Origin of the sequence: Streptomyces curacoi, from assembly GCF_001513975.1 — a bacterium.
GTDB lineage: Bacteria > Actinomycetota > Actinomycetes > Streptomycetales > Streptomycetaceae > Streptomyces > Streptomyces curacoi.
The window spans coordinates 496153-511368 of record NZ_KQ947984.1; the positions used below are offsets into that span (position 1 = coordinate 496153).

General features: G+C 68.9%; 13 protein-coding genes and 1 riboswitch. Of the genes, 3 read left to right on the forward strand and 10 right to left on the reverse strand.

What is annotated here, in order from left to right; all coding sequences use genetic code 11:
• Window positions 1–82: 82 nt before the first annotated feature.
• Both AQI70_RS02235 and AQI70_RS02240 read left to right on the forward strand, forming a co-directional pair.
• Window positions 83–1498 carry an SLC13 family permease gene (locus tag AQI70_RS02235; protein ID WP_062143264.1) on the forward strand — a complete coding sequence of 472 codons (1416 nt, stop codon included), beginning with the start codon at window positions 83–85 and terminating at the stop codon, window positions 1496–1498.
• 12 nt (window positions 1499–1510) lie between these two features.
• Window positions 1511–2770 (forward strand): glycerate kinase, encoded by a 1260-nt coding sequence (locus AQI70_RS02240; RefSeq protein WP_062143267.1) that lies wholly within the window; start codon window positions 1511–1513, stop codon window positions 2768–2770.
• On the opposite strand, the gene AQI70_RS02245 is transcribed toward AQI70_RS02240, so the two are convergent.
• From AQI70_RS02245 to ctaE, 6 genes are all read right to left on the reverse strand, one after another.
• The gene (locus AQI70_RS02245) at window positions 2725–4092 is read right to left on the reverse strand and encodes an aminotransferase class V-fold PLP-dependent enzyme (protein WP_062143270.1); all 1368 of its coding nucleotides are present in this window, start codon (window positions 4090–4092) and stop codon (window positions 2725–2727) included. The genes AQI70_RS02240 and AQI70_RS02245 overlap by 46 nt on opposite strands.
• Window positions 4093–4251: 159 nt before the next feature.
• Window positions 4252–4368, reverse strand: a riboswitch (SAM riboswitch).
• A 75-nt stretch (window positions 4369–4443) separates the two neighbouring features.
• Window positions 4444–5508, reverse strand: a complete 1065-nt coding sequence (trpD, locus tag AQI70_RS02250) for an anthranilate phosphoribosyltransferase (RefSeq protein WP_062143273.1) — start codon at window positions 5506–5508, stop codon at window positions 4444–4446.
• Between the two features lie 141 nt (window positions 5509–5649).
• Window positions 5650–7287, reverse strand: a complete 1638-nt coding sequence (qcrB, locus tag AQI70_RS02255) for a cytochrome bc1 complex cytochrome b subunit (RefSeq protein WP_062143276.1) — start codon at window positions 7285–7287, stop codon at window positions 5650–5652.
• Window positions 7284–8342 (reverse strand): cytochrome bc1 complex Rieske iron-sulfur subunit, encoded by a 1059-nt coding sequence (gene qcrA, locus AQI70_RS02260; protein WP_062143279.1) that lies wholly within the window; start codon window positions 8340–8342, stop codon window positions 7284–7286. The genes qcrB and qcrA overlap by 4 nt, the downstream gene beginning before the upstream one ends.
• Entirely contained in the window at window positions 8339–9151 is an 813-nt protein-coding gene (gene qcrC / locus AQI70_RS02265; protein WP_062143281.1) for a cytochrome bc1 complex diheme cytochrome c subunit, read from the reverse strand. The genes qcrA and qcrC overlap by 4 nt, the downstream gene beginning before the upstream one ends.
• Before the next feature lie 79 nt (window positions 9152–9230).
• Entirely contained in the window at window positions 9231–9851 is a 621-nt protein-coding gene (ctaE, locus tag AQI70_RS02270; protein WP_062143284.1) for an aa3-type cytochrome oxidase subunit III, read from the reverse strand.
• Window positions 9852–9996: 145 nt separating this feature from the next.
• Here ctaE and AQI70_RS02275 point away from each other — a divergent pair, with 145 nt between their 5' ends.
• Window positions 9997–10398: a response regulator gene (locus AQI70_RS02275; RefSeq protein WP_062143286.1), complete on the forward strand. Its 402-nt coding sequence runs from the start codon at window positions 9997–9999 to the stop codon at window positions 10396–10398.
• 95 nt (window positions 10399–10493) lie between these two features.
• Here AQI70_RS02275 and AQI70_RS02280 read toward each other — a convergent pair whose 3' ends face one another.
• From AQI70_RS02280 to ctaC, 4 genes are all read right to left on the reverse strand, one after another.
• Complete coding sequence (locus tag AQI70_RS02280; RefSeq protein WP_062143289.1) at window positions 10494–11750, reverse strand: L,D-transpeptidase; 1257 nt, start codon at window positions 11748–11750, stop codon at window positions 10494–10496.
• Window positions 11751–11880: 130 nt separating this feature from the next.
• Window positions 11881–12279 (reverse strand): cytochrome c oxidase subunit 4, encoded by a 399-nt coding sequence (locus AQI70_RS02285; RefSeq protein WP_062143291.1) that lies wholly within the window; start codon window positions 12277–12279, stop codon window positions 11881–11883.
• Complete coding sequence (ctaD, locus tag AQI70_RS02290) at window positions 12276–14018, reverse strand: aa3-type cytochrome oxidase subunit I (RefSeq protein WP_062143294.1); 1743 nt, start codon at window positions 14016–14018, stop codon at window positions 12276–12278. The genes AQI70_RS02285 and ctaD overlap by 4 nt, the downstream gene beginning before the upstream one ends.
• A complete protein-coding gene (gene ctaC / locus AQI70_RS02295; RefSeq protein ID WP_062143297.1) occupies window positions 14015–14980 on the reverse strand; it encodes an aa3-type cytochrome oxidase subunit II in 966 nt (321 codons plus the stop codon). Before ctaC ends, ctaD begins: the two co-directional genes overlap by 4 nt.
• Between the last annotated feature and the right edge of the window lie 236 nt (window positions 14981–15216).

Sequence of the window (15216 nt, forward strand, 5' to 3'; positions counted from 1 at the left end):
GCTCGCCGGGCAAAGCCCTGGGTGAAGTTCCTTTCATCTTCGGCTCATCGACGGCTCACCGCCCGGGTGAACCCTCGATGACGTGACATTGAACCCGCGAGCCATCACCGCCCTGTGCGTGGCGCTGACCCTGTGCGCGTTGCTGGCGCTGCCCGGCAACTTCCCGGGGCTCGGCGCCGACGCCCGTTTCACTCTCGCCGTGTTCGTCCTGGCGACCTGCGCCTGGATCGGCACGTCGATCGACGACACCTACATCGCGCTGGGCGCCGCACTGGCCCTCACGGTGACGGGCGTGATCAGCAACGACACCCTGTTCGGCACCCTCGGCGACTCCACGGTGTGGCTGCTGATCTGTGCCTTCGTGCTGGCGGCGGCGGTGACCCGGACCGGGCTCGCCGGGCGGGCGGCGGTCTTCCTGGTGAGCGGCGCCCGCACCGTACGGCAACTCGTGCACCTGACCACGGCGGCCCTGGTCGTCACCGCGTTCGCGGTTCCCGCCACCTCGGGCCGGGCCGCGCTCGCCCTGCCGGTGTTCCTCGCCCTCGCCAAGGTCCTCGCCGACCGGAAACGACTGGTCGTGATGCTGGCGCTGCTGTTCCCGACGGTCATCCTGCTGTCGGCGGTGGCGACCCTGATCGGGGCCGGCGCCCATCTGATCACCGTCTCGGTGCTGTTCGAGGCGACCGGGCAGCACATCGGCTTCACCGAGTGGCTGCTGCTGGGCCTGCCCCTGGCGGTCACCTCCTCGCACCTGGCCGCCGAGTTGGTGCTGCTGACGACGACCCGGCGAGCCGACCGCCGAGGCCCGGTCCACATCACCGCCGAACAGATCCAGGAACACAGCGAGCAGCCGGTCACCGGCCCTTGGACGCAGGCCGAGAAGCGCTGTGCCCTGCTGCTCGCCACCGTCGTGCTCCTGTGGTGCAGCGAGCCCCTGCACCATCTGCCGCCCGCGATCGTGGCGCTGATCGGCGCGGTCGTCGCCTCCTCGCCCGCCCTCGGCACGGTGCGCCTGAAGGACGCGCTGAAGACCGTCCCCTGGTCGCTGTTGCTCTTCATGGCGGCGACGATGGCGATGGGCGTCGCGCTCGCCGACTCGGGAGCGGCGAAGTGGCTGGTCTCCGGGCTGCCCACGGGTGAACCCCCGGTGGTGTTCCTGGCGCTGGTCATCGCGATCAGCACGGCGGCCCACCTGGTCCTGCAGTCGCGCTCCGCCCGCTCGTCCGTCCTGGTCCCGCTGGTGGTGGCCGCCTCCGTCGGCGTCGGGGTCAACCCGGTCGCCGCCGCGCTCGCCTCCACCGCCGCCGCGGGCTTCTGCCACACGCTGCCCGCCTCCGCCAAGCCGGTCACGCTCTTCTCGCAGCTCCCCGGCACCCCCACCTACACCCCGCGCGACCTGCTGCGGCTGTCCGCGTTCCTGGCACCGCTGACCGCCGCGCTCGTCCTGCTCTTCGCCGTCGCGGTCTGGCCGCTGCTCGGCGTGTCCGTCACCCGTTAAGGAGCCCCACCCATGCTGACCCGTGTCGTCGTAGCCCCCAGCGGCTTCAAGGAGTCCCTGTCCGCCGAGGCGGCGGCGGACGCCATCGCGGCGGGCGTACGCCGCGTCCTGCCCGACGCCGAGCTCGACCTGGTCCCACTGGTGGACGGCGGCGAGGGCACGGCCGTCGCCCTGGCCGCCGCGACCGGGGGCCGGCTGGTCACCGTGCCCGCCACGGGCCCGGTCGGGGAGACCGTCGGCGCCCACTTCGCCCTGCTGGGCGACGGGGACACCGCGGTGGTGGAGATGGCCGCGGTGGCCGGTCTCTCCCTCGTCCCGCGCGACCTGCGCGACCCCGGTGCCACCACCACCTACGGCGTCGGCGAGCTGATCCGCTCCGCCCTCGACTCGGGCGCCCGCCGGATCCTCGTCGGCTGCGGCGACTCGGGCACCTCGGACGGGGGCGCCGGCGCGCTGCAGGCGCTGGGAGCCCGCCTCCTGGACGGGAGCGGCCAGGAACTCCCCCACGGGGGCGCCGAGTTGGCACGCCTGCACCGCATCGATCCGACCGGCCTGGACCGCCGCCTGGCGGACGTGGAGCTCCTCGTCGCCTGCAACCCGTACAACGTCCTGTGCGGCGCGCGGGGCGTGGCCCGGGTCTTCGGCCCGCAGAAGGGCGCGACCCCGCAGCAGGTCGAGGAGCTGTCGGCCGGCCTGGAGAACTGGGCCTTCGTCCTCACCCGCGACGTGGCCGCCGCCGACACCGACCTCCGCCACGGCCCTGGAACCGGAGCCTCCGGCGGGCTGGGCGCCGGCCTCGCCGCCCTCGGCGCCCGGCTCCTGCCCCGCTTCGACGTGCTGCTGGACCACCTCGACCTCGACGCCCGGCTGGCCCGCGCCGACCTGGTGATCACCGCCGAGGGCGCCCTGGACCACCAGACACCGCGCGGCAAGGTCCCGGCCGAGGTGGCCCGCCGCGCCAAGCTGCACGGCCGCCCGGTCCTGGCCCTGGCCGGCACACTCGGCGAGGGCGCGCAGGAAGTACCGGGTGTGGACGCCTGCCACGGCATCCTGCCCGCCCCGATGGCCCTGGCCGAGGCGCTCGTGCGCGCGAGCGAACTGCTCACGGACGCCACCGAACGGGCCCTGAGGATGATCGTCCTGGGCGCCCGGCTACCGGTCGTGATGGCCGACGAGGTGCCCCAGGCGGCACCTCAGACCGACGTGGCGGGCACGCGACGCCCGTCTCAGGCCGACGTGGCCGGCACGCAGCGCCCGTCCTCCGTGCGGTAGCTCCACTTGGCCCCGTCCGCCACGAGCTCCTTCACGGCGTTCACGAACCGCTCGACGTGCTCGTCGGGGGTGCCGGCCCCGAAGCTCACCCGGATCGCGTTGAGCGACTTCTCGCCCGGAGCGGCCTCCGGGGCGCCGCACTCGCCCTGGGCCTGCGGGTCGCTGCCCAGCAGGGTGCGCACGAGCGGGTGGGCGCAGAACAGGCCGTCCCGTACGCCGATGCCGTACTCGGCGGAGAGCGCGGCGGCGAAGTGGGAGCTGTTCCAGCCGTCGACGACGAAGGAGATCACGCCGACGCGCGGGGCGTCGTCGCCGAAGAGGGACAGGATCCGCGCCTCGGGGACTTCGGCGAGGCCGGCGCGGACCTTCTCGACGAGGTACTGCTCGCGCGCGACCAGGTTGTCGAAGCCCGCCTCGGTGAGGGCCTTGCAGGCGGAGGCGATGGAGTAGGCGCCGATGACGTTCGGGGAGCCGGCCTCGTGGCGGGCGGCGCTCTCGTGCCACTCGACGTCCACCCCGCCGTCCTCACGCCGGGTGACCTTGCGGCTGGCACCGCCGCCCGCGAGGTACGGCTCCGCCGCGCGCAGCCAGTCGGCACGGCCGGCCAGGACGCCGGAGCCGAAGGGGGCGTACAGCTTGTGGCCGGAGAAGGCGACCCAGTCGACGTCGAGGTCCTTGACGGACACCGGGTGGTGCGGGGCCAGTTGGGCGGCGTCCAGGACGATCCGGGCGCCGTGGGCGTGGGCCGCCGCGGCCAGTTCCCGTACGGGCCACAGTTCGCCGGTGACGTTCGAGGCGCCGGTGACGCACACCAGGGCGGGGCCGTAGGGGTCACGGTCGGCGAGGGCGCGCTCCAGGGTCTCCACGGCCTGGCGCGGGGTGCGGGGCGCGTCGAGGTAGCTGACGCGGGCGTCGCGCCAGGGCAGCAGGGAGGCGTGGTGCTCGGTCTCGAAGACGAAGACCTGGCAGTCGGCCGGGAGGGCGGCGGCGAGGAGGTTGAGCGAGTCGGTGGTGGACCGGGTGAACACCACCTGGTCCGTGTCCCGGCAGTCGAGGAACTCGGCCACCGTCTTGCGGGCGTTCTCGAACAGGTCGGTGGAGAGCTGCGAGAGGTAGCCGGCGCCGCGGTGGACGCTGCCGTAGTACGGCGCGTAGGCGGCGACGTCGTCCCAGACGCGCTGCAGCGCCGGGGCGCTGGCGGCGTAGTCGAGCGCGGCGTACGTGACCTCGCCACCGGTGACGAGCGGCACGGTGACATCCCGGCCCAGAACGGGCAGCGGAGCACAAACGGACTGGGCGGCGGCAAGGGTGGAGACGGACATGGGTGAACTCCCGTGAAGGCAGCCGGAAGCGCCGGCGAAGAAAGAAAAAAGGGGTGTGCGGAGGCGGGGCTCTGCGGCCCTATCGCATTCGCTTGCTCACGGAAGACTCCCTCGAACGACCAGGACCCCTGGCCCCACACTTTTCACAAGCGTGCGAGGGGTCCGCGCTTGCCGTAGACCTCGCTGCCTACGGCCTGGTCTTCACCCGGGGCACCCCGCCACGGACGGAGGGTTGCCGGACAGTCGGCCGGGGCCTCACGACTGTCACTCATGACCTGCACAGGAACGTACGTGAAGTGATCGATGTCCCGCAACCCGTGTCCGGATCGCGGGACATCGCCACGAGGTGCGCTACTTGTTGCTCGCGGCCACCCAGCGGTCCAGCGTCCGCTTGGCCGCCCCCGAGTCGATCGACTCCGCCGCCTTCGCCATACCGAGCCGGATCTGCTCGGTGAGCGGAGCGCCCGTCGGCTCCAACGCCACGAGCGCCGCCGCCGAGTTGAGCAGTACGGCGTCCCGTACGGGCCCCGTCTCGCCGTCCAGCAGGCGCCGGGCGACCTCGGCGTTGTACGACGCGTCTGCGCCGCGCAGCGCCTCCACCGGCACCAGCTCGATCCCGACGTCGCGCGGGTCGAAGGACTCCTCGGTCACCTTGCCGTCGCGGACGACCCACACCCGCGAGGTGGCCGTGGTCGTCAGCTCGTCGAGGCCGTCGTCGCCGCGGAACACCAGCGCGGACGAGCCGCGCTCGGCCAGTACGCCGGCGATGAGCCCCGCCATCCGGGTGTCGAAGCAGCCGACCGCCGAGGCGGTGACCCGGGCCGGGTTGGTGAGCGGGCCGAGGAGGTTGAACGAGGTCGGGATCCCCAGGTCGCGCCGGACGCCGCCGACGAACCGCATCGAGGGGTGGAACCTGGCCGCGAAGCAGAAGGTGATCCCGGCCTCCTCCGCCACCTGCGCCACCCGCTCGGGCGACAGCTCCAGATTGATGCCGAGCTTCTCCAGCACGTCGGACGAACCGCTCGCCGAGGACGACGCCCGGTTGCCGTGCTTGACGACCTTGGCCCCGGTGCCCGCGATCACGATGGCGGACATCGTGGAGATGTTGACCGTCTTGGCCCGGTCGCCGCCCGTACCGACGATGTCGACGGCCGGTCCGGGGATGTCCAGCGGCTGCGCGTGCGCGTACATCGCCTCGACGAGGCCGGTGATCTCCTCGACCGTCTCGCCCTTGGCCCGCAGAGCCACCATGAAGCCCGCGATCTGGGCGTCCGAGGCCTCACCGCTCATGAAGCGGTCCATGGCCCATGCGGTGTCGCCGGCGCTCAGGTCCGCTCCGCCGAGCAGGGCGCTCAGTACCTCGGGCCAGGAGCGGCCCGCCGCGGTGTCGCCTCCAGCGGGGGTCACAGCGCTCATAAGCCGCTCCAGGGTCAGGTGTCCCGCACTACGGGACACGAGTCTCAACGAGGTCCACCCTATCCAGCCACGGGACACGGAGAAGGGCCCCGTCCGAAGACCGGACGGAGCCCTTCTGCCGTGGCGTGGCGCGCGCAGTGATCAGTGGTGGCCGTGGCCGCTCGTGATCTCCTTGTACTCCTCGACCGTCGGCTTGGCGATCTGGCTGTCGTCGCCGAAGTACGCCTTGCTGAGCTTGGCGCGCAGCTTCTCGGAGCCCTTCACCTTGCGCTCGACGCCGTTCACGTCGACCGTCGGGCCGATCTCGAGCGGCTTGTACTGCTCGTGCGCGGTGAGGGTGTGCAGCTGCTCCTGGCTGAGCGGCTCGTGCACCTCGATGAACTCACCGTGGGGCAGGCGCTTGATGATGCCGGACTCGCGGCCGTGCAGCACCTTGTCCTTGTCCCGGCGCTGCAGGCCGAGGCAGATCCGCTTGGTGACGATGAACGCGAGGACCGGTCCGGCGAAGAACCCGATCCGGACGAACCAGGTGACCGCGTTGATCGACAGATGGAAGTGGGTGGCGACGATGTCGTTGCCACCGCCGATCAGCATGATCATGTACGCGGTCACCCAGGCGACACCGAACGCCGTCCGGGTCGGGGCGTTGCGCGGCCGGTCGAGCAGGTGGTGCTCACGCTTGTCCCCGGTGACCCAGGACTCGATGAACGGGTAGAGGGCGATCGCCCCGAGGAAGAGACCGAAGACCACCAGCGGGACGAACACACCCAGGACAAGCGTGTGACCCCAGAAGTTGATCTCCCAGCCCGGCATGGCACGGACCAGACCCTCGGCGAAGCCCATGTACCAGTCGGGCTGGGCGCCCGTCGACACGTGGTCGGGACGGTACGGGCCCATGGCCCAGATCGGGTTGACGGACGCGATGCCGGCGAGGGCCGCGATGACACCGAAGACCAGGAAGAAGAAGCCTCCGGCCTTGGCCATGTAGACCGGCAGCAGCGGCATGCCGACGACGTTCTTGTTGGTCCGTCCGGGGCCCGCGAACTGCGTGTGCTTGTGGTAGAAGACCAGGATCAGGTGGCCGACCACGAGTCCGAGCATGATGCCCGGCAGCAGCAGGATGTGGATCGAGTAGAACCGCGCGACGAAGTCGCCGCCGGGGAACTCTCCGCCGAACAGGAACATCGAGATGTACGTGCCGACGATCGGCATGGACAGGATCGCGCCCTGGGTGAAGCGGACACCGGTGCCGGAGAGCAGGTCGTCCGGGAGCGAGTAGCCGGTGAAACCGGTGAACATGCCGAGGACGAACAGCAGGAAGCCGAACAGCCAGTTGATCTCACGCGGCTTGCGGAACGCGCCGGTGAAGAACACGCGCATCATGTGCACGAACATGCCGGCGAGGAAGATGATCGCCGCCCAGTGGTGGATCTGCCGGATGAGCAGACCACCGCGCACGTCGAAGGAGATGTGCAGCGTCGAGCTGAACGCCTCACTCATCAGCTGTCCCTGCATCGGGACGTAACTGCCGTGGTACTCCACCTCGTTCATCGACGGGTGGAAGAACAGCGTCAGGTACACACCCGTGAGGATGATGATGATGAAGCTGTAGAGGCAGACCTCACCCAACATGAACGACCAGTGGTCGGGGAAGATCTTGCGCATGTTGGCCTTGGCCAGGGAGTAGATCCCCAGTCGGCCGTCGGCCCAGTCGGCGACACGCTCGCCGGCCGGTGCCTTCCCGCGAGAGCGGGACGTGGTCGTCTCTGTAGTGCTCATCCGCGCTCCCAGAATGCAGGACCGACGGGCTCTTCGAAGTCGCCAAGCGCCTGAAGGTAGCCCTCGTCGTTCACGCCGATGCGCAGCTGCGGCAGGGCGTGGCCGGCCGGGCCGAAGATCACTCGGGCACCGTCGGAGAGGTCGAAGGTGGACTGGTGGCAGGGGCAGAGCACATGGTGCGTCTGCTGCTCGTACAGGGAGATCGGGCAACCGACGTGGGTGCAGATCTTCGAGTACGCGACGATGCCCTCGTGCGACCACTCGAGTTCGCGCTTGTCCTTGATGTCGTCGGGCTGGAGCCGGACGATCATCAGGGCCGCCTTGGCGATCTCGGTCTGGAAGTCGTGGTCGTGCTCCTCCAGGCCCTCCGGCTTGGCGAAGGTGAGGGAGCCGACCGCGACGTCCGAGGGACGCAGCGGCTCGTTGGTGTTCATGTTGACGAGCAGCTTGCCCTTGGACCACAGGGTGTGGCGGAGCTTGGTCCCGGGCAGCGGACCGAGGTCACGCAGCAGGACGACGCCGGAGAGCGGGAACAGGGCCAGCGCACCGAACATCGTGTTGCGGATCAGCTTGCGGCGGCCCAGCGCCGACTCCTTGGCGCCCTGCCGGAAGTCGGCCATGACCTTGGCCTTGACCTCGGGCGACGCCTCGATCGGGTGCCGGTCGTCCGCGACCTCCACGTCGGACATCAGGGTGCGGGCCCAGTGGACCGCGCCCGCGCCGATGCAGAACAGCGCCGCGCCGAGGGTCAGGCCCAGCGCGAAGTTCATCGCGTTGATGTGACCGATCGGGAAGACGAAGATCGACTTGTCGTGCGGGATCGCCACGAACGAGGCGATGAAGCCGATGGTGGCCAGCATCGACACCGTGAACAGCAGGGCGACCGCGCGCTCGGACCGCCTGGCGGCCCGCTCGTCGATGTCCTGGATCCGGTGCTCGTGGGGCGGCAGCCCGGGGTCGGCGAACGGGTGCTTCTCGTCCGCGACGGTCACCGCGCCGTGCGTGGTGTCCTGCTCGGCCGGCAGGTTCTCTTCGGGAATGTCTTGGCTACTCATGACTTCTTGGCCTTTGCGGTCCGGGCGGCGACCCACACGGCGATGGCGATCAAGCCGCCGAGTCCGAAGATCCAGCCGAACAGGCCCTCACTGACCGGCCCGAGGCCGCCCAGCTCCAGACCGCCCGGGTTCACCGTCTCGTCGCTGTTGACCGCGTTCAGGTACGCGATGATGTCCTTCTTGTTCTGCTCCGACAGCGTGGTGTCGGGGAACGACGGCATGTTCTGCGGGCCGGTCTGCATGGCCTCGTAGATGTGCTTCGGGTCGACGCCCTCGAGCGTCGGCGCGAACTTGCCGTGGGTCAGGGCGCCGCCCTTGCCGGTGAAGTTGTGGCACTGGGCGCAGTTGTTGCGGAAGAGCTCGCCGCCCTTGGCGATGTCCGCTCCCCCGGGGCCGTACTGCTCCTCGGTCGGGATGGACGGGCCGGCGCCCAGCGAGGCGATGTACGCCGCGAGCTGGTCGATCTCGGCCTGCGAGTAGATGTTCTTCTTCCGCGGGACCTGGGCGCCCTGGGAGGTGGCGGCCGGCATACGGCCCGTCGCGACCTGGAAGTCGACGGCAGCGGCGCCGACGCCCACCAGGCTCGGACCGTCGGAGGTGCCCTGACCGCCGGTTCCGTGGCAGCTGGCGCAGCCGACGGTGTAGAGCTTCTTGCCCTCCTCGATGGTGAGGGACTGGGCGGTTTCCTCGGCCTGCGCCTTGTCCGCGGGCGCGAACACGGCGTACAGCCCCCCCGTGCACGCCAGCGCGAGGAGTAGGACGACGACCGCCGCCAGCGGATGGCGTCGTCGTGCGGAGAGCTTTTTCACGGATTACCCCGGTGTCAGGATCTTCTGCGTCGATGCTTCTGGAAGGTGCGTTGTGGAACGCGCGCGGGATCGGGCCCGGCTACTTGATCATGTAGATCGTGGCGAAGAGGCCGATCCAGACGACATCGACGAAGTGCCAGTAGTAGGACACGACGATCGCGGCGGTCGCCTGCTCGTGCGTGAACCTCCGGGCCATGTACGTGCGGCCGAGGACCAGCAGGAAGGCGATGAGACCGCCCGTCACGTGCAGGCCGTGGAAGCCGGTGGTCAGGTAGAAGACCGAGCCGTACGGGTCGGACGAGAGCGAGAGGCCCTCGTGCTTGACCAGCTCGGTGTACTCGTACACCTGACCGCCGATGAAGATCGCACCCATGATGAAGGTGACGATGAACCAGCCCCGGAGCTTCTTCACGTCACCGCGCTCGGCGGCGAACACGCCGAGCTGGCAGGTGAGGGAGGAGAGCACCAGGATCGTGGTGTTCGTCGCCGAGAACGGGAAGTTCAGGGCGTCCGCCTTCTCGTGCCAGAAGTCCGGACCCGTCACCGATCGCAGGGTGAAGTACATCGCGAAGAGGGCCGCGAAGAACATCAGCTCGGAACTCAACCAGATGATGGTTCCGACGCTGGTGAGGTTCGGTCGATTGACCGACGGGTGCGCGTGACCCTTGTCTACTGTCGTTGCTGTCGCCACGACCGACATTATGTCGGTCGCTTATCCCGCCCTCACTCCGGGGGGTGCCGTTCGGAGTGTCTTGGCCGTTCATACCGGTGTTGACGTGGTGTTCAAGGGAGTAGCATCCGGCCCAACAGGCCTGTCCTTACGACGCTGACGTCACGGAGGAACAATGCAGCCGACCGCCACGGTGCTGGTCTACAGCGACGACTCCAACACCCGCGAGCAGGTGAGGTTGGCGACGGGACGGAGGCCTGCGCCGGATGTCCCGGTGGTGGAGTTCGTGGAGTGTGCCACTCCGGCCGCTGTCATCAAGGAGCTGGACAAGGGGGGCATCGACGTCTGCGTCCTGGACGGTGAGGCCGTGCCGATGGGGGGCATGGGGATGTGCCGCCAGATCAAGGACGAGGTGTTCAACTGCCCGCCGGTGCTGCTGCTGATCGGGCGGCCCCAGGACGCGTGGCTGGCCACGTGGAGCCGGGCCGAGGCGGCGGTGACGTTGCCCGTGGAGCCGGTGGAGTTCGCGGCGGCGCTGGCGTCCCTGTTGCGGACGAAGAGGCTTCAGAGCGCCTAGGAGCTCGGTTCGGCATGCAGTCCGGCGCCTGCGGGTCGTGGGGGCTGATCGCGCAGTTCCCCGCGCCCCTTCAGGCCGGCTGCCGTCCCGTTGGTCTAGACGGTCTGTGGCCTCAGTCTTGCGCGCTCGGAAAGGCTCGGCCCGTCCGGTGTGCCGCCCACCAGGGCGCTGCCGCTGCGCCAGTTCTTCCAGGTGAGGTTCCAGTCGCCGAAGCCGTTGCCGAACGGTTCCATCGTGTTGCCGTACGAGTTGATGACCTTGACGATGTCGCCCTCGCGGACGTTGTCGAAGAACCACTCGGCGTTGGCGGTGCTCATGCCGGTGCAGCCGTGGCTGACGTTGGCGTAGCCCTGGGAGCCGACGGACCAGGGGGCGGCGTGGACGTACTCGCCGCTCCAGGTGACGCGGGTGGCGTAGTAGACCGGTAGGTCGTAGGAGTCCGCGGAGCCCTCCGCTATGCCGATGCTCGTGCCGCGCATGCGTACGAAGTACTCCTTGGCCAGTACGACCTTGACGCCGTTGCGGGTCTCGAAGCCGGGCTTGCCGGTCGTGACGGGGATCGATCTGACCTCCTCGCCGTTGCGGTAGAGCGTCAGCTGGTGGGACGCGGCGTCCGTGACGGCGATGACCTGGTCGCCCGTGGTGATCTTCAGGGGCTTGACCTTGCCGCCCCAGATGCGGTCGCTGATCTTGACGCCTTCGAGGTTGCTGCGGGCCCGGATGGTGGCGTGGGTGGGCCAGTACTCCTTGGGGCGGTAGTGGAGTTCCTTGTCGTCCACCCAGTGCCAGGTGCCCTCCACGGCGGGCGTGGAGTCGACTTTCAGGGCCCGCTCCACTATCGCCCGCTGGTTTCTGTCCTGGACGGGCCGGTTCAGCTCGGCCGTGATGGGCTGGCCCACGCCGTATGTGCCCGCCTTGGGGCCGAACTCCACCGTCAGGTGCTTCTTGGTGGTCGGCTTGCTGGTGTGGAAGGTGAGGACCTTGCGGCCGGGGGCGCCGTCCTCGTCCTCCGTGCTCACGCGCACCGTGTAGCGGGCGTTGGCGGCCAGCGGGGAGGTGCTGTGCCAGCGGGTGCCGTCGGCGGAGAGTTCGCCCGCGACATAGCGTCCTGCGGCGTCCTTGGCGGTGACGTCGGTGATACGGCCGTCGGAGTCGTCCGTGGTGACTTCCAGGGGCTTGTCGGGGTCGGCCTTCCCGCCCTTGCCCGCGGGGCCGTTGAAGGCGATCTGGTCCGCCGCGTCGTACGGGTCGGCGGACAGCGGGTTGCCGTCGCTGCCGCAGCTGGTGACCCCCGCGGCCAGGGCGATCGCCAGCAGCGTGCAGCCGGCGACGGTGTGCGGTGTGTGGCTCATGGCTTCACGCTAGGAAGCCGCGTCAACGGCGGCGCGTCAGGAGACACGTTCGAGTGATTGGGATTACGGCAAAAGAGGGAGCCCGGACCTCCTGACGGAGTGTCCGGGCTCCTGCTGAGCTCAGCTCGTGTTACTGGGTGCGGTTCTCACCGCGGTAGTACTCGAAGACCCAGCCCCAGATGCCGACCAGGATCAGCGGCGCCGAGAAGTACATCAGCCACCAGCCGATCGCGACCGACAGGAAGGCGAGGGCGCCACCGATCGCGAGGGAGAGCGGCTGCCAGCTGTGCGGGCTGAAGAACCCGACCTCGCCGGCGTCGTCCGCGACGTCCGCTTCCTTGTTGTCCTGTGCACCGGCGTCCACCCGCTTGGCCGTGAAGCCGAGATAGAAGCCGATCATGATGGCCAGCCCGAAGGCCAGGAAGAGGGCCGTGGTACCGGCCGGCTCCTTCGACCACACGCCATAGACGATCGCCATGGCGAGGATGAAGACGCTCAGCCACATGAACATCCGGCCTTGGATCTTCACTTGCCGGCCTCCTTGGCGCCGTTGCCGGCCAGAGCCTTGCCCCCGTGCGGGGCGTTCTCGAGCTCGTCGAGCGCGGCGATCTCAGGGTGGTGCAGGTCGAACGCCGGGGATTCGGAACGGATCCGCGGCAGGGTGAGGAAGTTGTGCCGCGGCGGCGGGCAGGACGTCGCCCACTCCAGGGAGCGGCCGTAGCCCCACGGGTCGTCGACGCCGACCGGCTTGCCGTACTTGGCCGTCTTCCACACGTTGTAGAAGAAGGGCAGCAGCGACGCGCCGAGCACGAACGAGCTGATCGTCGAGATGGTGTTCAGGGCGGTGAAGCCGTCGGCCGCCAGGTAGTCGGCGTAACGACGCGGCATGCCCTCGGCGCCCAGCCAGTGCTGGACCAGGAAGGTGCCGTGGAAGCCGATGAACAGCGTCCAGAACGTGATCTTGCCGAGCCGCTCGTCGAGCATCTTGCCGGTCATCTTCGGCCACCAGAAGTGGAAGCCGGAGAACATCGCGAAGACGACGGTTCCGAAGACGACGTAGTGGAAGTGCGCCACGACGAAGTACGAGTCGGAGACGTGGAAGTCCAGCGGCGGCGAGGCCAGGATGACGCCGGTCAGACCACCGAAGGTGAAGGTGATGAGGAAGCCGGTCGCCCACAGCATCGGCGTCTCGAAGGACAGTGAGCCCTTCCACATGGTGCCGATCCAGTTGAAGAACTTCACGCCGGTCGGTACGGCGATGAGGAACGTCATGAAGGCGAAGAACGGCAGCAGCACACCGCCGGTGACGTACATGTGGTGCGCCCACACCGTCACGGACAGACCCGCGATCGCGATGGTCGCCGCGATCAGACCCATGTAGCCGAACATCGGCTTGCGGGAGAAGACCGGGATGACCTCACTGATGATGCCGAAGAACGGCAGCGCGATGATGTACACCTCTGGATGGCCGAAGAACCAGAAGAGGTGTTGCCACAGCAGCGCTCCGCCGTTGGCCGAGTCGAAGATGTGCGCGCCGAACTTGCGGTCCGCCTCCAGCGCGAACAGCGCCGCCGCCAGGACCGGGAAGGCCAGCAGGACCAGCACCGCGGTCAGCAGCACGTTCCACACGAAGATCGGCATGCGGAACATCGTCATGCCCGGGGCGCGCATGCAGATGATCGTGGTGATGAAGTTGACCGAGCCGAGGATGGTGCCGAAGCCGGAGAAGGCCAGGCCCATGATCCACATGTCGGCGCCGATGCCCGGGCTGCGGACCGCGTCCGACAGCGGGGAGTAGGCGAACCAGCCGAAGTCGGCCGCGCCCTGCGGGGTGAGGAAGCCGCCGACCGCGATGAGCGAGCCGAACAGGTACAGCCAGTAGGCGAACATGTTCAGCCGGGGGAAGGCCACGTCCGGCGCGCCGATCTGCAGCGGCATGATCCAGTTCGCGAAGCCCGCGAACAGCGGCGTCGCGAACATCAGCAGCATGATCGTGCCGTGCATCGTGAACGCCTGGTTGAACTGCTCGTTCGACATCATCTGCAGGCCCGGACGGGCCAGCTCGGCACGCATGAGCAGCGCCATCACGCCACCGATCACGAAGAACGCGAACGACGTGACGAGGTACAGCGTTCCGATCGTCTTGTGGTCGGTGGTGGTGAGCCACTTGACCACGACGTTGCCGGGCTGCTTGCGCCTGACCGGCAGCTCGTTCTCGTACGAGTCCTCAGCTGCCGCGGCACCCTGGGGTTCGTTGAGGATGCTCACAGGTTGTTCGTCTCCCGGTTCTTCTCGTGGCTCGTCTGCGCGATGCCGGCGGGAACGTAACCGGTCTGCCCCTTCTTGGCGAGGTCCTTGAGGTGCTGCTCATAGCGCTCGGGGGAGACGACCTTCACGTTGAACAGCATCCGGGAGTGGTCGACGCCGCAGAGTTCGGCGCACTTGCCCAGGAAGGTGCCCTCCTTGTTGGGGGTCACCTCGAAGGCGTTGGTGTGGCCCGGGATGACGTCCTGCTTCATCAGGAACGGCACCACCCAGAAGGAGTGGATGACGTCACGCGAGGTGAGGACGAAGCGGACCGTCTTGCCCTTGGGCAGCCACAGGGTCGGGCCCGGGTTGCCCGTCTGCGGGTTCCGGGTGCCGGGGGTGCCGCAGTCGTACACACCGCCGGCGTTCGCCGGGAAGTCTTCCTTGTACCGGTCCGGGATCGCGTCCAGTTCCCTGGCGGTCTTGGCGTCGCCGGTGGAACCTTCGACGTTCTCGATCATGTTGAAGCACCAGCTCCACTGGAAGCCGACGACGTTGACGGTGACGTCGGGCTTGTCCTTGAGGCTGAGGAGCTTCGACTCGTCGCGGGCCGTGAAGTAGAACAGGACCGAGACGATGATGAGCGGAACGACCGTGTACAGCGCCTCGATGGGCATGTTGTACCGCGTCTGCGGGGGAACCTCGACCTTGGTGCGGCTGCGCCGGTGGAACATGGCGCTCCACAGGATGAGGCCCCACACCAGCACGCCGACGGCGAGCGCCGCGGCCCAGGAACCCTGCCACAGGGAGAGGATCCGCGGAGCCTCTTCTGTGGTCGGGGTGGGCATACCAAGGCGGGGGAAGTCTTCCCAGTTGTACGAGCAACCGGTGGCTGTCGCCAGGACCAGGCCCGCAGTCAGTGCCTGCAGCAGCTTCCGCCGCATCGGGCGCCGCGGCGAGCGGTCGGAGCCGTTGGGACTCACGTAGCGCCTTCCCGAGAGTCTCGCCCGCGCGGATTGGCTGCGGCCTGCCTTCTCGCTGGTCGGTCGCCGCCCTGCGTCGGGCAGGGGTTTGGATGTTTATGCGGACCAAACCCTACTGGACGCTCTTGGAGGGTTCGCGGGGAGGGGTGCCTATGGGGTGGGGTGGTTCGCTGGTTTGGCGGCGGCGGGTGGTTTGCGGCTGGTCGCGCCCCACGGCGGAGCCGCTGACGTCACAG